Raw genomic sequence first — 20,813 nt, 5'->3', positions numbered from 1 at the left:
GCGCTTCTAGCTGGTCTGGGGGTCTGTGTCCGCCCGCTTGGCGTAGGCGTTGGCGATGACCGCGCAGGCCATCAGCTGGATCTGGTGGAAGATCATCACCGGCAGCAGGATCATGCCCAACTGCGCGCCAGGGAAGAGGACGCCGGCCATCGGCACGCCGCTCGCTAGGCTCTTCTTGGAGCCGCAGAAGACGATGGTGATCTCGTCCTCCTTGTTGAACCGGGCGGCCCGCGCGGCGAACAGGGTGATCAGCAGGACGGCCGCCAGCAGGACGCAGCAGAGGATCAGCAGGCGCACAAGGTCGAGCGTGCTGACCTTGCTCCAGATCCCCTCCACCACGGCCTCCGAGAAGGCGGCGTAGACCACCAACAGGATGGAGCCGCGATCCACATAGCCCACCATCTTGGAGCGCTTGGTGATCCAGGGCCCCACCCAGGGCCGCAGCAGCTGGCCGGCGATGAAGGGCAGCAGCAGCTGCAGGACGATGGACTGGGCCGACTCCAGGGAGAAGCCGCCCTGGGTGTGCATCAGCACCGCCGCCAGGATCGGCGTCAGGGCGATGCCCAGCAGGTTGGAGGCGGTGGCCGAGGCGACCGTCGCGGCCACATTGCCCCGGGCGATGGCGGTGAAGCCGATCGACGACTGGATCGTGGAGGGCAGGCAGCCCAGAAAGATCAGGCCAGGCGCCAGGGCCGCGGGCGTGATGGCGCCGGGCAGGGCGGTCAGGCCCAGGCAGAGGACCGGGAACATCACGAAGGTGGCGGCCAGGACGAGCAGGTGCAGCCGCCAGTGGGTGACGCCCTTGATCACCGCCTCGCGCGACAGCTTGGCGCCGTGCAGGAAGAAGACCAGCGCGATGGCGACCTGGGTGGTCACGCCGAACACCGGGGCGGCCGCGCCACGCGCGGGCAGCAGGGAGGCCAGCACCACCATGCTGAAGATCAGGATGATGTACCAGTCGGGCCTAAGGCGGCTGCGCCAGCCGCCCGCCTTTTCTCCGCTCACGCGTCGACCAGGAAGGACAGTTGCCGCTCCGAGGTCTCATTGCGGCCCTCGGCGATCTCGCGGTCCAGCAGACGGGTCGGGTAGTCGCCGGTGAAGTAGTGGTCGGTGAACTGCGGCTGGTCGGGGTCGCGGGGCGCCGATTCCATCGCCCAGTAGAGGCCGTCCACGGAGAGGTAGCCCATGGAGTCCACCTCCAGGATCCTGGCGATCTCATCGACGCTGTGGTTGGCGGCCAGCAGCTTGTCGCGGTCGGGCATATCGATGCCGTAGTAGTCGGGCCACATGATCGGCGGTGAGGCTGAGCGCAGGTGAACCTCGGCGGCGCCGGCCTCGCGCACCATGCGGGCGACGCGGACGGAGTTGGTGCCGCGCACGATGGAGTCGTCGATCAGCATCACCCGCTTGCCGGCCAGGACCGAGCGGTTGGGCGACAGCTTCATGCGCACGCCCATTTCCCGGGCGCCTTGGGTCGGCTGGATGAAGGTGCGGCCGACATAGTGGTTGCGGATGATGCCCATCTCGAAGGGGACACCGGTTTCCTGAGCGTAGCCGAGGGCCGCGGGGACGCCGGAGTCGGGGACCGGGACGATGACGTCCACGGGGACGTGGCTCTCCATCGCCAGCTTGCGACCCATGCGCTTGCGCACCTCATAGACCGAGCGGCCGTTCACCACCGAGTCGGGGCGCGCGAAGTAGACATATTCGAAGATGCAGGGACGGGCCTTGGCCGCCGGGAAGGGGCGGATGGACTCGATGCCGTCGTGATCGATGATCACCATCTCGCCGTGCTCGATGTCGCGGACGAAGGCGGCGCCGATCATGTCGAGGGCGCAGGTCTCGGAGGCCAGCACGGCCTTGCCGTCCAGGTCGCCCAGCACCAGGGGGCGGATGCCCAAGGGGTCGCGCACCCCGATCAGCTTCTTGTTGGACAGCGCCACCAGGGCGTAGCCGCCCTCGATCACCGACAGGGCGTCGATGAACTTGTCCACCAGCCGCGCGCGGCGCGAGCGGGCGATAAGATGGAGGATGACCTCGGAGTCCGAGGTGGACTGGAAGATGGCGCCCTCGGCCACCAGCTGCTGGCGCAGGGTCAGGAAGTTGGTGAGGTTGCCGTTGTGGGCGATGGCCAGGCCGCCGGCCTCAAGGTCGGCGAACATGGGCTGGACGTTGCGGATAAACGACCCGCCGGCGGTGGAGTAGCGGGTGTGGCCAATGGCGGTCTGGCCGGGCAGGCGGTCCATTAGGTCGCCGCCGGCGAAGGCGTCGCCCACGTGGCCCATATGGCGCTCGGTGTGGAAACCCTGGCCGTCGAAGCTGGCGATGCCGCAGGCTTCCTGGCCGCGATGCTGGAGGGCGTGAAGGCCGAGCGCCGTGATGGCCGAGGCGGCGTCGGTGTCGAAGACTCCGAACACGCCGCACTCCAGGCGGGGCGTGTCGTCATCGGGATCGCGGGGAGCCTGTCGCCATCGATCCAGTGACTGGGTCATCGGGATTTCTCCACTAGATCATCGATACCGCCGCGATCGCGGGCGTCATAGCCGCGACCGTCGTCAGAGTCACGCGGAGCGTTCGCAGAACCTTCACGCACTGCGTCGGAAACCGCCGGCTTCAGCTTGTTGGCCATGTCCAGACCCCGCGGCGCGAAGGCCTTGAGGATCTGACCCGCCGCCGTGGTCATGGGATAGAAGACTGCGCCGGTCATCCACGCGGGCCTCAACTCCACAGGGGTTGCGGCGTTGAAGGCCAGGTTGAAGGCTCCGAGAACCACGAAGGCGCGGATCAGGCCAAACCCCAGGCCGACCGTGCGGTCCAACAGGCCCAGGATCTGAGTTTCCTGGATCCGCCGCGCAAGGCCTGCGCCCGTAAGTCGCAGGACCCCGTAGACCAGGACGAAGGTGGCCAGGACCGCGCCGGTGGCGCCGGCCCAGTCGGGATCGACCATCGCTCGGCCCATGGGTCCGGTGAACCGCAGAGCCATGACCGCCACGATGGCGGCGATCAGGAACGAGAGGACGGCGACCATCTCGCGGGCCGCGCCCTGATAGAACCCCACCCCGGCCGAGGCCAGGAGGATGGAGAGCACGACAATGTCGAACCAGGGCAAACCGTCTAATCCCAATCGCCGTCGCCGATCCGGCGGATGGCGTCACCCAGGCGGGCGACGCCGGTCATCTTCAGGGGTCCGCCGTCAACCTCGGCTGGCCCGAAAGCTTTTTTAAAACCGAGCTTTGCGGCTTCTTTCAGACGTGAATCCATGCGGCTGACGTGGCGTACGTCCCCAGACAGGCTGACCTCGCCGAACACCACACAGTCCTGGGGCAGGGCGACGTCCAGGGCCGAGGACGCCAGGGCCGCCGCCGCGGCCAAGTCGGCCGCCGGCTCGCTGATCCGCAGGCCGCCGGCCACGTTGAGGTAGACGTCGCGGTTGCCGAGACCGAGGCCACAGCGGGCCTCCAATACCGCCAGCACCATGGCCAGCCGCCCTGTATCCCAGCCGACGACGGCGCGCCGGGGCGTGCCATAGGCCGAAGGCGCCACCAAGGCCTGGAACTCCACCAGGACAGGGCGCGACCCCTCGATGCCGGCGAAGACCGCGGCCCCGGCGGCGCGCTCCCCGGAGGTGTCGAGGAACAGGGCCGAGGGGTTCTTGACCTCCGCCAGGCCCGCGTCGCCCATCTCGAAGACGCCAATCTCGTCGGTGGCGCCGAAGCGGTTCTTGACCCCGCGCAGGATGCGGAACGGGTAGCCGCGCTCGCCTTCGAAGGCCAGGACGGCGTCGACCATGTGCTCGATGACCCGGGGACCGGCGATGGTCCCCTCCTTGGTGACATGGCCCACCAGGATGATGGCGACGCCCTGCTTCTTGGCCAGGCGCACCAGCTCGCCGGTGGCGGCGCGGACCTGGGTGACGGAGCCCGGCCCCGCCTCGTGGGCGTCGCTCCACATGGTCTGGATGGAGTCGATGACCACCAGGTCGAACTTCTCGCGCTTCAGCCCCTCGACGATCTCGCGCAGGGAGGTCTCGGCGGCCAGGCGCACTGGGGCGTCGGCCAGGCCCATGCGCTGAGCGCGGCTGCGGACCTGCTCCACGGCCTCCTCGCCGGAGATGTAGGCGCACTTGGCGCCGCGCCGGGCCGCGAAGGCAGCCACCTGCAGCAGCAGGGTGGACTTGCCGACGCCGGGGTCGCCGCCCAGCAGGATGGCGGAGCCCGGCACGACGCCGCCGCCGCAGACCCGGTCGAACTCGGCGACGCCGGTCTGGATGCGGGGCGGGGCGGGCGTGTGTTCCTCAAGGCCCTGGAAGGGCAGGCCCCTGCCGCGCGCGCTGCTGCGCGCGGGGGCGAGCGCGCCGGGCGGGCGGCTCTGCACCTCCTCCACCAGGGCGTTCCAGGCCAGGCAGGCCGGACACTGACCCGCCCATTTGGTCTGCGTCGCGCCGCAGGTCTGGCAAACATAGACTGCGCCGTCGCGGGCCATGGGGTCTCCTGATTCGGGGTCGAGCCCGAGACTACCCCGAAACGCACTTCACAAGGCGGCGGAACGGGCGCTGGCTGGGGGCGTTGGCCTGCTCATATGGGGGCGGGCGCAGGATGTTGAAGGCCGGGAACTGGGCATGAGCGTCGCAGAGCCGCGATCGCCGGGAAAGCGCCTGATCGCGCGGGTGCGGGCGATCCTCACCGCGCCGGCGGCCACCTGGGACGAAATCGACCAGGAGCCTGCGACCCTGGTGGGCCTCTACCTCGCCTATGTCATGCCGTTGGCCGCCATCGGGCCGGTCGCCGGCTTCATCGGCGTGATGGTGTTTGGCAATCCCAAGGACGGGGTGGCGTTCCGTCCGCCGGTGCTGCACGCCCTGGGCGCGGGCGCGGCGGCCTATCTCACCACCCTGCTGGGCGTCATGATGCTGGCGGTGGTGATCAACACCTTCGCCCCGTCCTTCGGGGCGACGCGGAACCAGGTCCAGGCCCTCAAGGTGGCGGCCTATTCGGGAACCGCGGGCTGGCTGGCGGGGATCGCCTTCATCTTCCCACCCTTCGCGCTCCTGGCCTTTCTCGCGGGGATCTACAGCCTCTACCTGCTGTATCTGGGCCTGCCCAAGCTGATGAAGCCGGCGCGGGGCAAGACGGCGGCCTATGTTGTGCTGGCGGTGGTGGCGACGACCCTCATCAGCCTGGTGGTCACGGCGGTGCTCCAGCCCATCCGGCGGATGGGCGAGGACGCCGGCGCGGCGGCGGCGGTCACCACGGTCCCGGCGTCTGGCGGCCGCTCCGTCGACATCGCCAAGCTGGAGGCGGCGGGAGAGCAGATCGCGGCGGCCGCCGAGCGGGCGCGCGAGATCACGCCCACCGATCCCGAGGTGCTGAAGGCGCTGCTGCCGGTCACGGCGGCGGGATATCCGCGCACGTCGGTTCGGGCCGGCAGCGTGGGGGCGAGCGGCGCGTCGGGCGCCTCAGCCGAGGCCAGCTACGCCAAGGGCGACGGAACCTACACCCTGACCCTCACCGACCTGGGCGAGGCCGGCGGCCTGGCCGGGGTCGCGACGGCCTTCAACGTGCAGTCCTCCACCGAGAACGGTCGCCGCTATGATCGGATCGACCAGACGCCGGAGGGCCGGATGACCGCCGAGTCCTACGATAGCGTGTCGAAGCACGGCAGCTACGGCCTGCTGGTGGCCACACGCTTCATGGTCCAGGCGGAGGGGGACGCCGTCCCCATGGCCGATCTGAAGGCCGCCGTGTCCGGGGTGGACTTGGGCCGGCTCGAGGCGCTGGCGAAGCGCTAGGAGACCTCGCCCAGATAGACCCGCTCCGCCCGTGGGCTGAGGCGGACCAGGCATTCGTGGGCCACGGTGCCGGCGGCGGCGGCCAAGTCGTCGATATGGGCGTTGGGGCCCATGAGCTCGACCATTTCGCCGGGGCTGGCCGGGGTGTCGCCGATGTCGATCAGGATGAGATCCATGGTGACGATCAGGAAGGGCCGCAGGGCGCCGGCGAACCAAGCCTGGCCGATCTGCTTGGCGGCGCGGACCAGACCGTCGGCGTAGCCCGCCGCCACCACGGCGACGCGGGTGGGGCGGGCGACGATGCGGCTGGAGCCGTAGCCGACGGTCTCGCCGGCGTGGATGTTGCGGATGTCGAGGATGGGGGCTTCCAGGGTCGCCACCGCCTTCAGGCGCGGGTCGGGCCGCTCCTCGGGGCCGCCGCCATAGAGGCTGACGCCGGGGCGGACAATGTCGAAGCGGTAGTCGTCGCCCAGGAAGATGCCGGCCGAGGCCGCGAAGCTGGCCCTGGCGTCCGGGAACAGCTTGCGCACCGCGGCGAAGCGCTCGAGCTGGCGGCCATTGCGGGGATCGCGGGGCTCGGGCGCCGACCCCAGGTGGCTCATCACCAGGCCGATGTCGAGATGGGCCAGGCGGTCGCCGGACTGGGCCAGGGCCACGGCCTGGTCCGGGGTGATCCCCTGGCGGTTCATGCCGGTGTCGATGTGCAGGGCGACGGGCAGGGCGCGGCCCAGAGTCGAGGCGAAGCTGCCGGCGGCCTCGACCTGCGGCACGCTGGTGAGGGCCGGGATCAGGTCGGCGGCGACGAGGCGCGGGCCCGTGCCGCCGGTCATGCCGTCCAGCACATAGATGACGGCGGGGCGGTCGGGGCCAAGGGCCTCGCGCAGGGCCTCGCCCTCGCTCAGGCGGGCGACGAAGAAGCTGCGGGCGCCCTCCGCCCACAGGCGCCGGCAGACGGGCCCGGCGCCCAGGCCATAGCCGTCGCCCTTGACCACCGGCGCGGCCTCGGCGCCCGGCGCCTGGCCGCGCAGGACGGCGTAGTTGTGGGCCAGGGCGTCGAGATCGACCGTCAGGCGCGCGGAGGAGGGGAGTGCCATTGGCGCTCCCTTAGAGGCTGGCAAGCAGAAGGGAAAGCCGGTTCAAGCGCGAGGGTCAGTCGCGGCTGTGCGGGTCGTAACGGCTGGGGTCGCGGGCCAGGTTGCCGAACTTGGTGAGGTCGGAGTTGAAGGCCAGTTTGACGGTGCCGATGGGACCGTGACGCTGCTTGCCGATGATAACCTCGGCCTGACCGGCGACCTGGTCCATCTGGTCCTGCCAGGTCAGGTGCTCGGGGGTGCCTTCGCGAGGCTCGGTGCGGGAGAGGTAGTACTCCTCGCGGTAGATGAACATCACGCAGTCGGCGTCCTGCTCGATGGAGCCGGATTCGCGGAGGTCGGAGAGCTGGGGCTTCTTGTCCTCGCGGTTCTCCACCTGGCGGGAGAGCTGGGCCAGGGCGATGACCGGGACCGAGAGCTCCTTGGCCAGGGTCTTCAGGCCCTGGGTGATGGCGCTGACCTCCTGGACCCGGTTGTCCACCTTGCCGCCGGGGCCGATGGTGACGAGCTGGAGATAGTCCACCACGATCAGGTCGAGGCCGACCATGCGCTTGAGGCGGCGCGCGCGGGCGGCCAGCTTGGCCATGGTGATGCCGCCGGTGTCGTCGATGTAGAGCGGCGCGTCTTGGATCTCCAGGGCGGCGTCGCGCACGCGGCCGAACTCGACGGCGTCGATCTCGCCCTTGCGCAGCCGGTCGCCGGACACGCCCGAGACCTCGGCCAGCATACGCATGGCCAGCTGGTCGGCGGACATTTCGAGCTGGAAGAAGGCCACGACGCCGCCGGAGACGGTCTTCTTGCTGCCGTTGGGCTGGGGCTCCCAGGCGTAGTTGCGGGCCACGTGGAATGCAATGTTCACGGCGAGCGCGCTTTTCCCCATCGAGGGTCGGGCGGCCAGGATCAGCAGGTCGGAGGGGTGCAGGCCGCCGAGCTTGGCGTCCAGGTCGATGAGGCCGGTGGAGAGGCCGGCCAGGCCGCCGTCGCGGCTGTGGGCCTCTGCGGCCATGGTGACGGCGCCGTGCAGGGCCTGGGACAGGGGGATGAAGCCCTGGCTGGTCCCGCCGCTCTCGGCCAGTTGATACAGCTGCTGTTCGGCCGCCTCGATCTGGTCGCGGGCGGAGGTCTCCACGTCGGGCGCCGTGGCGGTGGTGGCGATGTCCCCGCCGATACGGATCAGGTCGCGGCGCAGGGCCAGGTCGTAGATGGCCCGGGAATAGTCCGGGGCGTTGGCGGCCGGCGGGGCGCGATCCACCAGGTCGGCCAGGTAGCGGATGCCGCCTAGCTCTTCGAAGGCCGGGTCGCGGCCGAACTGCTCGGCCAGCAGGATCGGCTCGGCCAGCTGGCCCTTGCGGACATGGACCTCGATGGCGGCGTAGAGGCGCGCGTGGAAGGGCTCGTAGAAGTGGCGGGCCTGCAGATAGTCGCCGATGCGCTCGAAGGTGGCGTTGTCGTAAAGCACAGCCCCCAGCAGAGCCTGTTCGGCTTCGATATTGGCCGGGGCGTGGGGGATCGCCGTGTCGTTGTGGGCGGGACGAAGGTCGAGTGCTGGGACGAGGGCCATGGGTTACCGATAGCTTAACGACAGGTCCCGGGCAGTGTGACGAGATGGCCTACGCACAGGAAATCCCGCCCCTGTGGATGACCTCAGTCTGGGTAGGGTCGGCGAACGGAGCCTAACCCATTGATCGGCGCCGGTCAGCGCCGGTCTGGGGGGCTGCGACCGCGTCTGTCGCACCCAAACAGAAACGGCGCGGAACCGAAGTTCCGCGCCGTCGCCAGATCGATAGAGGTCGGGAGGTTTAGCTCTCGACGTAGTCGCCTTCGTGCGAACCGGCGCCGCCGGCCAGCATGTCCTGGGCGGCTTCCTCGGCCGCGACACGATCTTCCTCGAATTGAGCGTTGATCACGTCCTCGCCGCGGGCTTGGCGCTCGGCCTCGTCCTGGCTGCGGGCGATGTTCAGGGTCACGGTGACGATGACTTCGGCGTGCAGGACGACCTTCACCGGGTGGAGACCCAGGGTCTTGATCGGCTTGTCGAGGGCCACCATCGAGCGCTCCAGCTTGCCGCCGGCCGCATTGACGATGTCGGCGACGTCACGGCCGGAGACCGAACCGTAGAGCTGGCCGCTTTCGCCCGCCTGACGGATCAGGATGTAGGACGTGCCGTCCAGGTTCTCACCGGTCTTGCCGGCTTGTTCCTTGGCCTTCTGGTTGCGGGCCTCGATGTCGGCGCGCTGGCCTTCGAAGACCTTCAGATTGGCGGCGTTGGCGCGGAGCGCCTTGTGACGGGGCAGGAGGAAGTTGCGCGCGTAGCCGTCCTTGACGGTGACCACATCGCCCAGGACGCCCTTGCCTTCGACGCGTTCGAGCAGAATGACTTTCATGTGCCTGTCTCCCTACTTCACGACGTAGGGGAGGAGGGCGAGGAAGCGGGCGCGCTTGATGGCCTTGGCCAGTTCGCGTTGCTTCTTGGCCGACACCGCGGTGATGCGCGAGGGCACGATCTTGCCGCGTTCCGAGACGTAACGCTGCAGCAGCTTGACGTCCTTGTAGTCGATCTTCGGCGCGCCGGCGCCCGAGAACGGGCAGACCTTGCGGCGACGGAAGAAGGGGCGGCGCTGGCCACCGGCGGCAGGCGCGCCGGCGGTGGTGGCTTCGGAGGTTTCGTCGGTCATGTGATGATCCTCCCTTTCTTAGGCTTGGAAGCTGTCTTCGCGGCGCGGTTCGCGCTCACGATCACGGTCGCGACGGGCCAGGACCGGCGAGAGCTCCAGATCGAGCTCCTCGACGCGGACCGTCAGGTGGCGCAGCACGTCTTCATTGAGAGACAGCTGGCGCTCCATTTCCTTCACCGCCGGCGCCGGGGCGTCGATGGAGATCAGGGAATAGTGGCCCTTGCGGTTCTTCTTGATGCGATAGGTCAGGTTGCGAAGGCCCCAGTACTCGATCTTCGCGACCACGCCGCCACCCTCTTCGATGAGGGCCTTGATCTGGTCATTGAGGGCTTCGGCTTGTTGCGGCGAGATATCCTGCCGCGAAATAACGACGTGCTCGTAGAGCGCCATGTTTTCCTTCTTCCGTTGTGGAGGCGGCGCTTTCGTCGGCGGAAGCCCGGCGAAAACGATGGATCTCAATGCGGCGCGCGGGAGGTTCCCGCGCCTTTTCCGTTCCGACTTGAGACCGCCGTCCGTGAAGAGGCGGGCTGATACGGGAAAACCGCTTGTTGGGCAAGCTTTTCCCGCTCCAGCCCTGCTGCGCCCTACTTCTTCTTCTGCTTGGCCTTCCAGGCCTTGAGAGCGCCCATGGTCTGGGTGACGTGGTCGTCGGCGGCCATGTTGTCGTAGGCCAGCAGCACCGTGCCGTCCGGGGCGATGACGTAGGAGGTGCGGGACGACATACCTACCGGCGCCTTGATCCCGGCCATCTTCATCGGCGCATCATAGGTCTTGGCGATCTTGGCGCTCGGATCGGCGGCGACGGGGAACTTGCCACCGCAGGTCTTGGTGTCGGCGGAAAACTCGGCCAGCCGTTCGACCTTGCCGGCGGTGACGCCGATCAGGGTCGCACCCTGGGCCTTGAAGTCGTCGGCGGCCTGCGAGAACAGGTGGGCCTCCAGGTTGCAGCCCCCAGTATAGGCCGAAGGGAAGAAGTACATCACCACGGGGCCCTTCTTGCGGGCCGCGGCCATGTCGAAGGTGAAGGGCTTTCCCGCCAGGAAGGCCTGAGCCTTGAAGTCCGGCGCCTTGGAGCCCACGGCGAGGTCGGCGAGGGCGGGCGTGGCGGCGGTGACCGCGGCCAGGGCGGCGAGGGCGAACAGGCGTTTCATGGGACGTTTCTCCGGGGTTCGGTGATCATACGAACTGGACGTCTCTTTGTCTTCGCAGCATAGCGAGACAATGAAAGCGACCCTTCCGGCGCGTCCCGACCAGATCCTGGCCGACGCCAAGTTTCCCGAGCTGCCCAATCACTACCGGGGCAAGGTGCGCGACACCTACGACCTGGGGGACGGGCGGATGGTGATCATCTCCAGCGACCGGCTCTCGGCCTTCGATTCCATCCTGGCGGTGATCCCCTACAAGGGGCAGGTCCTGACCCAGACCGCGCGGTTCTGGTTCGACGCCACCGCCGAAATCTGCCCCAACCACGTCCTGGCCTATCCCGACCCCAATGTGGTGGTGGGCACGCGGCTGGATATCCTGCCGGTGGAGATCGTGGTGCGCGGCTATCTGGCCGGGACCACGGGCACCTCGATCCTGACGCTCTACAAGAAGGGTGAGCGGGAGATGTACGGCCACCGGCTGCCCGACGGCCTGGCCGACAACCAGAAACTCCCGGCTCCCATCATCACGCCGACCTCCAAGGCCAATGACGGCGACCACGACGCCCCCCTGACGCCGGCCGAAATCGTCGAGCAGGGTCTGCTGAGCGCCCTGCAGTGGGAGACGCTGTCGAAATACGCCCTGGCTCTGTTCGCCCGCGGGCAGGAGATGGCGGCGGCCCGCGGCCTGATCCTGGTGGACACCAAGTACGAGTTCGGCGTCGACACCAACGGCCAGATCATCCTGGCCGACGAGATCCACACGCCTGACTCCAGCCGCTACTGGTTCGCCAAGACCTATGCGGAGAAGTTCGCCAAGGGCGAGCGGCCCGACAGCTTCGACAAGGACTTCGTGCGGTCCTGGGTGGCCGCCCGCTGCGACCCCTATAAAGACCCGATCCCGGAAATCCCGGCGCAGATGATCGACGAGACGGCGCGGGTCTATATCCGGGCCTTCGAGACCATCACCGGCCAGACCTTCGAGGTCGACGCCGGCGAGGAGCCGATCCTGGCGCGCATCCGCAGGAACCTGGCGGTCTATACTCCCGCCTAGAAAAACTGGGAGAGCGCGGGGTCGCGCGGCCAGACGGAATCCGTCATGGTCCCGCCCCATGCAAAACGAACCTTTTTTCAAAAGGGACGGTCAATTTTACGTCCCGCAACCGTCCTGCCGTGGCCCCTGGAACCCTCAGTCCCTGCACGGGCGAGTCATCGTCGGCCTGCTCGGCTTCGAGATCGAGGCTAGGCACGGCAGCCCTGATTTCATGCCGGCCCGCCTGACGGTGGACATGTATCGGCTGCCGGGCTTCGACCCCATCGAGGTCAAGACCACGGTGGTCCGCGACGGCAACCGCATCCGGGTCGTCGACGCCGAGTTCATCTCCGGCGGGGTCAGCATGGCGCGGGCCTCGGTGCAGTTCCTCAAGCGCACCGAGAATTCGCCGGGCGAGTCCTGGCATCGTCCTGACTGGGACGTCCCCAAGCCCGCCGACATTGAGCCTCCCACCGATGGGCGCCAGGGTATGGGCGGCATGTGGGCCATGCGGCCGATCACCGGCGGCTTTGGCCAGCCGGGCCCGCGCAAGACCTGGATGAGCGAGGTTCGCGAGATGGTGGAGGGCGCGCCGCTGACGCCGTTCCAGCGGGTGTGCCTCGCGGCGGACTTCTCCAGCCCCTTCGCCAACTCCAGCACCGAGGGGCTGGGCTATATCAACTCCGACGTGACGGTCTATCTGCACCGCCTGCCGGCCACCGAGTGGATCGGGTTCGAGGTCGCCGACCACCACGCCACCGACGGCGTGGCGATCGGCGAGTGCTGGCTCTATGACGAGCAGGGGCCGATCGGCCAGGCCTCCTGCGCGGCCCTTGCCCAGCGCAGGCTCACCCCTGGGGCGCCGCCGCCGGCTAAGGCGTAGCCGGCGCTGCTGGCGCCGGTGTCACAGCCGGCGTCGCGGGCGCCGCAGGCGCGGCCTCGACCGGTGGCGTCTCGGCCTTCGGGACGGGCGCCGTCGTCCGGCGCGCGCTGAGGATCCTGACCGGGGGCTTGAGCATCTCGCCCTTCATGACGCCGACTCCGGCCTTGGGGTCGCGCGGCTTGACCAGGATCTTGCGGACCACGTCCATGCCTTCGACGACATAGCCGAAGGCGGCGAAGCCCAGGTTGTCGCCCTTGGCCTTGGGGTTGGCGTCCAGATAGGTGTTGTCGCCAATGCAGATGAAGAAGTCCGAGGTGGCGCTGCCCGGGGCGAAGCGACCCATGGAGATGGCGCCGTCGGTGTGGGAGAGGCCGGTCCTGGTGGTCGGCTCATGGCCGATGGGCTTCATCACCTTGGCCGGGTCGTTCTGCAGCCCGCCCTGGATCGAGCCATAGTCGTCAGCCGTGTAACCCTTTGGTCGTGAGGCCCGGTAGAAGGTCGCGCCGTCATAGCGCTTGGTGTCGGTGTAGCGCAGGAAGTTGGCCACGGTGATCGGGGCCTTGGCCTGGTTCAGGGCGAGGGTGATGGCGCCCACCGGGGTGGTGAGCTTCACATGGACCAGACCGGGCGCGGCCAGGGCGGGGGAGGCGGCGAGCGCGCCAGCCCCGACCAGGAAGGTTCTGCGTTGCAGGATCATCCGATCCGGCTCCCCATGCCGCCGTCCACGGGCAGGACCGCCCCGGTTATGAAGCCGGCCTCGTCGGAGGCCAGGAACAGCGCCGCATAGGCGGTGTCCCAGGCATTGCCCATCTTCCCGCCCAGCGGGACCCGCGCATTGCGGGCGGCGCGCACGGCCTCCTGCTCCTGCCCGCTGGCCTGGGCGATGCCGGCCACGGCCATGGGAGTGTCCATCAGGCCCGGCATAATGGCGTTGCAGCGGACGCCTTTCGCCGCATTGGACTGGGCGACGCTGGTGGTCAGGCGGTTTACCGCCGCCTTGGAGACCTCGTAGGCCACCTGATTGCCCCCGGCGATCCCGGCCAGGGACGAAATGTTGACGATGGCCCCGCCACCCTGCTCGCGCATGGTGGGGATGGCGGCCTTGATGGTCAGCCACATACCCTTAAGGTTCACCGAAAGGATGCGGTCGAAGGCGGCCTCCTCGACCCGGTGCGCCGGACCGTCGCCGCCGCCGATGCCGACATTGTTGACCAGGATGTCGATGCGGCCGAGCCGTTCCTTGCCGGCCTCGATCATGGCGGCGACGTCGTCGGCCTTGGTGACATTGGCGGTGAAGGCCGTGGCCTGTCCCCCCTCGGCCACGATCATGGCGGCGGTCTCCTCAGCGCGCTCGGCGACGCGGTCGACGCAGAGGACCTGCGCGCCCTCGCGGGCGAACAGGATCGACATGGCCCGCCCGTTGCCGATGGTCTCGCCCGGCGTCTGGCCGGCGCCGACGATGATGGCGGTCTTGCCCTTCAGGCGGTCTCCCATGCTCAGAACCCCTTCAGGTCGGGGTCGAGGGTCTGGCCCTCGTCGAGCTGCACGCCGAAGGAATTCAGGATCATCGAAACCTGGGTGTACTGGCCGGCGGTGAACACCACGTCCATGCACTGCTTGTCGCTGAAGTGCGCCTTCAACTGGGCCCAGGTGGCGTTGGTGATGAACTGGTCGTGGTGCAGTTCGTCCGAGGCCTTCAGCAGCGCCTGGTCGGCCGCGCTCCAGCCGGGTGCCTCGGCGCCGCCCTTGATGCGCTCGCACTCCTCGGCGGTCAGGCCCTCACGCTTGCCGATGGGCACATGTTGGGTCCACTCGTAGCCGGACTTGCAGAGATAGCCGATGCGCAGGATGACGATCTCCCGCTCGCGACCCGGCAGGTCATTTCGGCGCGACAGGACGTAGTTGCCCCAGGCCAGGAAGCCCTTGGCCGCCTTGGGCGCATTGACCATGGTCCGGAAGATGTTGAGCACACGACCCGTGGCCACCATGGGGGCCAGGACCTCGGTCTGGGCTTCATCGAGCTTGCCGAGATCGACGGGTTGAATCCGGGGTTGGGTCAGGCGCATGCAGGTTCCTCCGCGACGCCTTACGCGGCGTCATTGCGGGCATCTTACCGGAGGGCCCGCGCGGCCTGTCAAACGAATGTTCGCCGAGGGCTAGCCGAGACCCGAGCGCATCAGGAAGGGGATCATCTGCAGGATGAGCAGGATTCCGAAGCCGATCAACAGGGCGCGGCCGAACCACTTGCGGCGGTGAGCGGCCTTGAGTTCCTCAGGTGTCGGCTCGGGTTGGTCGGTCATAGGGCGCGGCCTATCACGCCCATGTCATCGCCGGCAACGGAGCAGGCGGCGGATTGTCTGGTCTATGGCCGGGGAAAGGCGCATGATGCCGACGTCGATCTCTGCCGCGCAACGCTCTTAAGCCCTCTCGCTCAGCGCGCGGAACTTTCGAAGCCGACCCTCTCAGACCTCGATGGCCCGCCGGGCTCTTCCGGCGAGCCTACGCATTTCTCGGAGGCTGTCATGGCGACCGGTACTGTCAAATGGTTCAATTCCACCAAGGGCTTCGGCTTCATCCAGCCGGCTGACGGCGGCAAGGACGTCTTCGTCCATATCTCCGCCGTCGAACGTTCGGACCTCAACGGTCTCAACGAAGGCGACACGGTTTCCTACGACATGGAGCGCGACCAGCGTTCCGGCAAGGAAAGCGCCGTCAATCTGAAGTCGGCCTAAGACGATAAGGGGCCGGCGCGATCCTCGCACCGGCCCTGGTCTTTTTTGCGCGGCGTTCGCGCTGACGGGAGCTGCCCATGTCCATGGCCGATCTGATCCCCACGCTCGACGACGAAGGCCTCGCCAATCTGCGCGCCAACGCCCGGCGCCTCGAAAACTCCGAAGTGGCGCGCCAAGCCGAGCAGGCCGCCGCCCTGCTGCCCCTGATCGACGCGGAACTGGCCGAACGCCTGTCGCGCGTTCCGCCCAAAGCTCCGCCGAAGCCGCGCGCCAAAAAGGTTGTGGCCTTCGCCGAAGCGGATGATGACGACGAAGATTCCGCCGACGACTAGGCGCACCCTGGGATGGCGCCGCCGCGATGACGCGCAACTCTGAGCGTTGAATTCGCACATGAAACCCGCGCCTGGCGGCTATGGTTAAACCTTCATCAATCCACGCCGCCTAAGCCTTGGGCATGAGCGTCGACTCGCCCTCCGATCCCATGCCGCGTTCGAGCCTGATCTTCGCGGGTCTGATCACCGTGATCGGGGTCGCCGCGGCCACCCTGCTGGGCGCCCGGCCCCTGAATCCTCGAGAGGCGGCCGGGGTCTTCCCACCATGGTGGGGCCGCGAGGCCGCCCTGGTCGCGGCCTCGGAGGCCGGTTCCATCCTGGCCGTCGGCGCATTGCCCTTCATCGTCATCGTCCGCTCCGACCAGGGCGTGGCGTCCGCCCGCCTGCGCGAGGCCGGAGCGCTCTTTTCCATCGATCCGGGGCGTGTCGCCCCCTGCAGCCTCTAGGAGAAACGCCATGTTCCAATCCATCGAGGAACAGCGGAGGTTCGCGGACCGCATCATCGTCGGCGCGCTCTGGGTGCTGGCGCCGGTCACCCTGATCGCAGCCCTGCTGATCAAGGCCCCCTGGCTGGGGTTTGGCCTGGCCTCGGCGGGTCTAGCGGGCGCGGTGACCGTCTTCTGGAAGCTGAACCCGGAAGGGGTGCGGATCGCCGCATCGGCGGCCCTGATGGGCTCGGTGTCGCTGCTGGTGGCGGCCTTCGCCGGGCAGGCGTGGCAGATCGACATGCACATGGCCTATTTCGCGGCCCTGGCCGCCCTGATCGTCTATTGCGACTGGCGCGCCATCGCGGCCGGCGCGGTCGTGGTCGCCGTGCACCACCTGCTGCTGAGCTTTGTCCTGCCCGCCGCTGTGTTTCCGGGTGGGGGTGACCTGGGCCGGGTGGTGCTGCACGCGGTCATCCTGATCGTTGAGGCCGTCGTCCTGATGTGGGCCGCCTCCAACATCTCCTCGATGTTCGCCCGCTCGGGCGCGTCCCTGGCGCAGGCCGCCGCGGCCCGGGTCGAGGCTGAGGCCGCCATGCGCGCGGCCGAGGGCGCCAGAGTCTCTGAGAGCGCCGCCGCCCAGGCCCGTGAGAGCCTGCAAAGCACCGTGGAGAACGAGAGCGCCCAGGTGGTGGACGGTCTGGCCCGTGGGCTGAAGCAGCTCTCCGACGGCGACCTGACCGCGCGTCTGCAACAGGCCTTCCCGCCCAAGTACGAGACCCTGCGCACCGACTTCAACGGCGCGGCTGAGCGCCTGGAGCAGACCTTGGCCGGCATCGTCCAATCGGCCCGCACCATTCGCAGCGGGGCGTCTGAGATCGCCTCGGCCGCCGACGACCTGTCACGTCGCACCGAGCAGCAGGCGGCCGGCCTGGAGGAGACCGCGGCCGCGCTGGACGAGATCACCGCCACGGTTCGCAAGACCGCCACCGGCGCCAAGGCGGCGGCCGACGTGGTGCTGGCCGCCCGTGGTGACGCCCAGACCAGCGGCGAGGTCGTCAATCAGGCGGTGACGGCCATGAGCGAGATCGAGAAGTCGGCCCAGGAAATCAGCCAGATCATCGGCGTCATCGACGAGATCGCCTTCCAGACCAACCTCCTGGCCCTGAACGCCGGGGTCGAGGCCGCGCGAGCGGGCGAGGCCGGCCGCGGCTTCGCGGTGGTGGCGTCGGAGGTTCGGGCCCTGGCCCAGCGTTCGGCTGAGGCCGCCCGCGAGATCAAGGCGCTGATCAGCGCCTCGAGCCAGCAGGTGGGCTCAGGCGTCCATCTGGTGGGTCAGACCGGCGAGGCCCTGCAGAGGATCGTCGGCCGGGTCACGGAGATCGACACCCTGGTGGGCGAGATCGCCGCCAGCGCCCAGGAGCAGTCCATCGGTCTGGCCCAGGTCAACAGCGCCGTGAACGAGATGGACCAGGTCACCCAGCAGAACGCCGCGATGGTGGAGCAGTCCACGGCCGCCAGCCACGGCCTCGCCAACGAGGCCCAGACCCTGGCCGAGTCCGCCGCCAAGTTCCGCATCAGCGACGCGCCGGCTGGAAGGCCGGTGCGCCGAGCCGCCTAGCGATTGGCTAGGCGGCGAAGATCCAGCCGCCGGTGAGGCTGGCGGTCTGGACGTTCTGCAGCACCATCTGGCCGCCGCCGGTCATGGAGATCACCGTGTCGGCGCCCAGCTGGGCCACCATATAGACCGTGCCCACGTCGACCTGGACGCGGTCGCCGGCCGTCAGGCTGAAGTCGGTCACCCGGTCGAGACCGGCCGCGCCCCAGGTGTGGAAGATGTCCGAGCCCGATCCGCCGCTGACGGTGTCGTCGCCGAGATCGCCGGACATCCAGTCGTCGCCGGCCCCACCGGCGATGCTGTCTGAGCCCTGGCCGCCGCGGATCCAGTCGCGGCCATCGCCGCCGTCCTGGGTGTCGTCGCCGAGGTTGCCGTAGACCACGTCGTCCCCGGCATCGCCGAACAGGCGGTCGTGGGCCTGACCGCCGACCACCCAGTCAGGACCTTCCCCGCCGCGGACAGTGTCGTCGCCCTGGTTGCCATTGATGTCGTCGAAGCCCGTACCGCCGATCAGGCTGTCATCGCCGGAGTCGCCGCGCAGATAGTCGTCCGCCGCACCGCCATCGACGGTGTCATCGCCAAGTCCGGCGGCGATATTGTTGGCCGCGGCGTTGCCGTTGATCTGGTCATATCCACCGCCGCCGATGGCGTTCTCGATGACGGCGCCTACGGCGACGGCCACATTCCCTGTCAGGCCGCCTACATTGGAGAAGTAGCCGGCGCGCAGGTCGATGATCTGGCTTTGGCTGAATCCTGAGAAGTCGAAGGTGTCCTTGCCGCCGGCGTCCCAGACCGCGAAGACCATCCGGCTGGCGCTTGAGGTCGCCTCGAACCACGGGCGCGCGGCGTTGGAGTTGAAGCCGTAGGTGGTGTCGCCGGTGCGCGTCGCGTTGTTCACGCCATACTCCAGCTGAATGGCGGCAATGTCGTCCAGCATGGGGGCCGCGGAGTAGGCGCCGCCGAAGTGGCCGCCCGTGTTCGACTCGTTGAAATAGCTCATCACCGTGTACTGCCGGCTGTCCTCGGCATAGTCGGCGCTGGAGCTGTAGGTGGGCGAGGTGGTGTCGCTGGCGTCATACTCGCTGGGGTGGCTGAGCCCGATAGCATGGCCGAGTTCGTGGACCAGCACCGAGCCGCCGTAGTTCCCGATCGTCGGGTTCACGTTGTACCCGGAGCCGCTGTAGACCCAGATGTCGCCCGAGGCCGAGGTAAAGTCGGTTCGGCCCGGATAGTAGCTGAAGGCCGACGCGCCCTCGACACCGCCCGAATAGTTGGCGAACAGAATGGTTGCGGCGTTGCTGTAGGCGGCCTCGCCACTGGCCCCGGCGCCTACCCGGGCGAAGTTGATGTTGGCGGCGTCGGACCAACCCTTCAGCACCTGTTCGGCGATGGTGATCTGCTGTGTGTTGAACCGGCTGAACCCAGTCGCGTCCTCGGGCATGGTCGCCGGCGCGTCGGCCCGGAAGCCGTAGGTGACCGTGAACCCCACGCCCAGGGCATGGGACCACCCTGGCTCGCCGCCCACCAGGCGGTTGGCGGCCTCGGCGACCGTGAAGCTCTCCTTGCCGCCAGAGACGCCGCCACGGGCGTCGGCGGACTGGAAGGTCTGGGGCGAGGTGTCCGCGTCCATCCCGATCGCGAGGGCGGACGGATCACCGGAGATGGTCAAAGCCATTGAAAGGTCACCACACTATACGCCCCTCAGCGTTCGACTTTCGTAAGGCGCGCGTGGAATCGCCGCAACATAGAACGGCGAGTTGCGACATTTTTCCACAGGTTCAAAGGCTTAGCTTTAAGACCTTGTTATCCACCCTTGAAGTTGCCGCGGCCCTGGATCGAGTATCCGCGCCAATCGTTTCGCCAGTTCCAACCGGAAACGGAGGCGGCCATGGCCACGTCGAAACTCGCGCGTTACCAGGAAATGCGGGACTTCGGACAGACGGCCGAGCCGTCGGGCCGTGACGCCAAGGTGGTGACGTCCGAGCGCCTGCGGTTCGTCATCCAGAAGCACGCCGCCACCCGCCTGCACTTCGACCTGCGGCTGGAGCACGAGGGGGTGTTCAGGTCCTGGGCCGTGACCCGCGGCCCGTCTCTCGACCCCGCCGACAAGCGCCTGGCGGTCGAGGTGGAGGACCACCCGCTCGACTATGGCGACTTCGAGGGGACCATTCCCAAGGGCCAGTACGGCGGCGGCACGGTGCAGTTGTGGGACCGGGGCTACTGGGCGCCGGAACCCGGCATGGATGATGTCGACAAGGCCCTGAAGAAGGGCGAGCTGAAGTTCGTCATGGAGGGCGGCCGCATGCACGGCTCGTGGGTGCTGGTGCGCCTGCGGGACGACGCCAGGTCCAAGCGTCACAACTGGCTGCTGATCAAGCACCGCGACGAGGGCGCGGTGGAAGGTGAGGGCGGGGCGCTCGCCGCCGAGGACCGCTCCATCGCCTCGGACCGCACCATGGCCCAGATCGCGGCCGGCGAGGGCAAGGCAGCGCCGCCCTTCATGACCGCCTCCAAGACCGCCGCCGACGCGGTGTGGCAGAGTCACCAGAATGCCAACTCCACCGCCGCGGCCTCGCCGAAGATGATCAAGACCCCCGCCAAGCCGGCCAAGGCCGCGAAAACCAAGACCTTCGCGACCCTGCCGGACTTCGTGGAGCCGCAACTCTGCAAGTCGCTGGAAAAGCCGCCGCAGGGGCCGGGCTGGGCCCATGAGATCAAGTTCGACGGCTACCGGATGCAACTGCGCACGGAGGGCGGCAAGGCGACCTTGAAGACCCGCAAGGGTCTCGATTGGTCGGCCAAGTTCAAGGCGATCGTGAAGGCCGGCGCGGGCCTCGCAGACAGCATCATCGATGGCGTGGTGGTGGCGCTAGACCATACCGGCGCGCCGGACTTCGCGGCCCTGCAGGCGGCGATCTCTGCGGAGAAGACCGATGACCTGATCTTCTTCGTCTTCGATCTGCTGTTCGTGGACGGCGAGGACCTGCGGGCCCTACCGCTATCGCAGCGCAAGGAACGGCTGAACGGCTTGCTGACCAAGCCGCCGGCCAATGTCCGCTATGTCGACCACTTCATCACCGCGGGCGACGCGGTG

At 68.3% G+C, this 20,813-nt stretch carries 23 protein-coding genes; 8 read left to right on the top strand and 15 right to left on the bottom strand.

The window, feature by feature from the left end; genetic code table 11:
• Positions 1 to 6: 6 nt before the first annotated feature.
• The 4 genes from RMO97_RS10060 to radA are packed head-to-tail and all read right to left on the bottom strand — an operon-like array spanning position 7 to position 4,482.
• Positions 7 to 1,005 (bottom strand): bile acid:sodium symporter family protein, encoded by a 999-nt coding sequence (locus RMO97_RS10060; protein WP_310540776.1) that lies wholly within the window; start codon positions 1,003 to 1,005, stop codon positions 7 to 9.
• On the bottom strand, positions 1,002 to 2,492 hold the full coding sequence (gene purF / locus RMO97_RS10055) for an amidophosphoribosyltransferase (protein ID WP_310540774.1): 1,491 nt from the start codon (positions 2,490 to 2,492) through the stop codon (positions 1,002 to 1,004). Before purF ends, RMO97_RS10060 begins: the two co-directional genes overlap by 4 nt.
• Complete coding sequence (locus RMO97_RS10050; protein WP_310540772.1) at positions 2,489 to 3,109, bottom strand: CvpA family protein; 621 nt, start codon at positions 3,107 to 3,109, stop codon at positions 2,489 to 2,491. Before RMO97_RS10050 ends, purF begins: the two co-directional genes overlap by 4 nt.
• Before the next feature lie 5 nt (positions 3,110 to 3,114).
• Complete coding sequence (radA, locus tag RMO97_RS10045) at positions 3,115 to 4,482, bottom strand: DNA repair protein RadA (RefSeq protein ID WP_310540770.1); 1,368 nt, start codon at positions 4,480 to 4,482, stop codon at positions 3,115 to 3,117.
• A gap of 136 nt (positions 4,483 to 4,618) precedes the next feature.
• Between radA and RMO97_RS10040 the strand changes: the two genes are divergently transcribed.
• Positions 4,619 to 5,788, top strand: coding sequence for a Yip1 family protein (locus RMO97_RS10040; protein ID WP_310540769.1), 1,170 nt, complete (start codon positions 4,619 to 4,621; stop codon positions 5,786 to 5,788).
• Here RMO97_RS10040 and alr read toward each other — a convergent pair.
• The 6 genes from alr to RMO97_RS10010 form a co-directional block, all read right to left on the bottom strand.
• On the bottom strand, positions 5,785 to 6,882 hold the full coding sequence (gene alr / locus RMO97_RS10035) for an alanine racemase (protein WP_310540767.1): 1,098 nt from the start codon (positions 6,880 to 6,882) through the stop codon (positions 5,785 to 5,787). The two genes, RMO97_RS10040 and alr, sit on opposite strands and share 4 nt — an antisense overlap.
• A 55-nt stretch (positions 6,883 to 6,937) precedes the next feature.
• Positions 6,938 to 8,440 (bottom strand): replicative DNA helicase, encoded by a 1,503-nt coding sequence (locus RMO97_RS10030; RefSeq protein WP_310540764.1) that lies wholly within the window; start codon positions 8,438 to 8,440, stop codon positions 6,938 to 6,940.
• Between the two features lie 238 nt (positions 8,441 to 8,678).
• Entirely contained in the window at positions 8,679 to 9,263 is a 585-nt protein-coding gene (gene rplI / locus RMO97_RS10025) for a 50S ribosomal protein L9 (protein ID WP_310540762.1), read from the bottom strand.
• Between the two features lie 12 nt (positions 9,264 to 9,275).
• Positions 9,276 to 9,554: a 30S ribosomal protein S18 gene (gene rpsR, locus RMO97_RS10020; RefSeq protein WP_215340908.1), complete on the bottom strand. Its 279-nt coding sequence runs from the start codon at positions 9,552 to 9,554 to the stop codon at positions 9,276 to 9,278.
• A gap of 18 nt (positions 9,555 to 9,572) precedes the next feature.
• Complete coding sequence (gene rpsF / locus RMO97_RS10015) at positions 9,573 to 9,944, bottom strand: 30S ribosomal protein S6 (protein ID WP_304774756.1); 372 nt, start codon at positions 9,942 to 9,944, stop codon at positions 9,573 to 9,575.
• Between the two features lie 194 nt (positions 9,945 to 10,138).
• Positions 10,139 to 10,705, bottom strand: coding sequence for a peroxiredoxin (locus RMO97_RS10010; RefSeq protein WP_310540760.1), 567 nt, complete (start codon positions 10,703 to 10,705; stop codon positions 10,139 to 10,141).
• Between the two features lie 70 nt (positions 10,706 to 10,775).
• Between RMO97_RS10010 and RMO97_RS10005 the strand changes: the two genes are divergently transcribed.
• Both RMO97_RS10005 and RMO97_RS10000 read left to right on the top strand, forming a co-directional pair.
• Positions 10,776 to 11,750, top strand: coding sequence for a phosphoribosylaminoimidazolesuccinocarboxamide synthase (locus tag RMO97_RS10005; RefSeq protein WP_310540757.1), 975 nt, complete (start codon positions 10,776 to 10,778; stop codon positions 11,748 to 11,750).
• Between the two features lie 58 nt (positions 11,751 to 11,808).
• Positions 11,809 to 12,612, top strand: a complete 804-nt coding sequence (locus tag RMO97_RS10000) for a thioesterase family protein (protein ID WP_310540755.1) — start codon at positions 11,809 to 11,811, stop codon at positions 12,610 to 12,612.
• Here RMO97_RS10000 and RMO97_RS09995 read toward each other — a convergent pair.
• From RMO97_RS09995 to RMO97_RS09980, 4 genes are all read right to left on the bottom strand, one after another.
• Entirely contained in the window at positions 12,602 to 13,309 is a 708-nt protein-coding gene (locus RMO97_RS09995; protein ID WP_310540753.1) for a peptidylprolyl isomerase, read from the bottom strand. The two genes, RMO97_RS10000 and RMO97_RS09995, sit on opposite strands and share 11 nt — an antisense overlap.
• On the bottom strand, positions 13,306 to 14,106 hold the full coding sequence (locus RMO97_RS09990) for an SDR family NAD(P)-dependent oxidoreductase (protein WP_310540751.1): 801 nt from the start codon (positions 14,104 to 14,106) through the stop codon (positions 13,306 to 13,308). The genes RMO97_RS09995 and RMO97_RS09990 overlap by 4 nt, the downstream gene beginning before the upstream one ends.
• A gap of 2 nt (positions 14,107 to 14,108) precedes the next feature.
• Positions 14,109 to 14,678, bottom strand: coding sequence for a carboxymuconolactone decarboxylase family protein (locus RMO97_RS09985; RefSeq protein ID WP_310540749.1), 570 nt, complete (start codon positions 14,676 to 14,678; stop codon positions 14,109 to 14,111).
• A 90-nt stretch (positions 14,679 to 14,768) separates the two neighbouring features.
• On the bottom strand, positions 14,769 to 14,912 hold the full coding sequence (locus RMO97_RS09980; RefSeq protein ID WP_304774744.1) for a hypothetical protein: 144 nt from the start codon (positions 14,910 to 14,912) through the stop codon (positions 14,769 to 14,771).
• Positions 14,913 to 15,134: 222 nt separating this feature from the next.
• Between RMO97_RS09980 and RMO97_RS09975 the strand changes: the two genes are divergently transcribed.
• From RMO97_RS09975 to RMO97_RS09960, 4 genes are all read left to right on the top strand, one after another.
• Complete coding sequence (locus RMO97_RS09975; RefSeq protein ID WP_215340899.1) at positions 15,135 to 15,344, top strand: cold-shock protein; 210 nt, start codon at positions 15,135 to 15,137, stop codon at positions 15,342 to 15,344.
• Between the two features lie 83 nt (positions 15,345 to 15,427).
• On the top strand, positions 15,428 to 15,676 hold the full coding sequence (locus RMO97_RS09970; RefSeq protein WP_310540747.1) for a hypothetical protein: 249 nt from the start codon (positions 15,428 to 15,430) through the stop codon (positions 15,674 to 15,676).
• Positions 15,677 to 15,798: 122 nt separating this feature from the next.
• Positions 15,799 to 16,122, top strand: a complete 324-nt coding sequence (locus RMO97_RS09965) for a hypothetical protein (protein WP_310540745.1) — start codon at positions 15,799 to 15,801, stop codon at positions 16,120 to 16,122.
• Positions 16,123 to 16,132: 10 nt separating this feature from the next.
• Positions 16,133 to 17,722, top strand: a complete 1,590-nt coding sequence (locus RMO97_RS09960) for a methyl-accepting chemotaxis protein (protein WP_310540743.1) — start codon at positions 16,133 to 16,135, stop codon at positions 17,720 to 17,722.
• 7 nt (positions 17,723 to 17,729) lie between these two features.
• Here RMO97_RS09960 and RMO97_RS09955 read toward each other — a convergent pair whose 3' ends face one another.
• Positions 17,730 to 19,394 (bottom strand): M10 family metallopeptidase C-terminal domain-containing protein, encoded by a 1,665-nt coding sequence (locus tag RMO97_RS09955; protein WP_310540740.1) that lies wholly within the window; start codon positions 19,392 to 19,394, stop codon positions 17,730 to 17,732.
• A gap of 213 nt (positions 19,395 to 19,607) precedes the next feature.
• On the opposite strand from RMO97_RS09955, the gene RMO97_RS09950 reads away from it, so the two are divergent.
• A partial coding sequence (locus tag RMO97_RS09950; RefSeq protein WP_310540738.1) for a DNA polymerase ligase N-terminal domain-containing protein occupies positions 19,608 to 20,813 on the top strand: 1,206 nt, incomplete at its 3' end.

This window comes from Phenylobacterium sp., from assembly GCF_031425575.1.
Taxonomy (GTDB): domain Bacteria; phylum Pseudomonadota; class Alphaproteobacteria; order Caulobacterales; family Caulobacteraceae; genus Phenylobacterium.
Note: the sequence above shows the minus strand (reverse complement) of the source record. Positions and strands in the feature narration are given on the sequence as shown.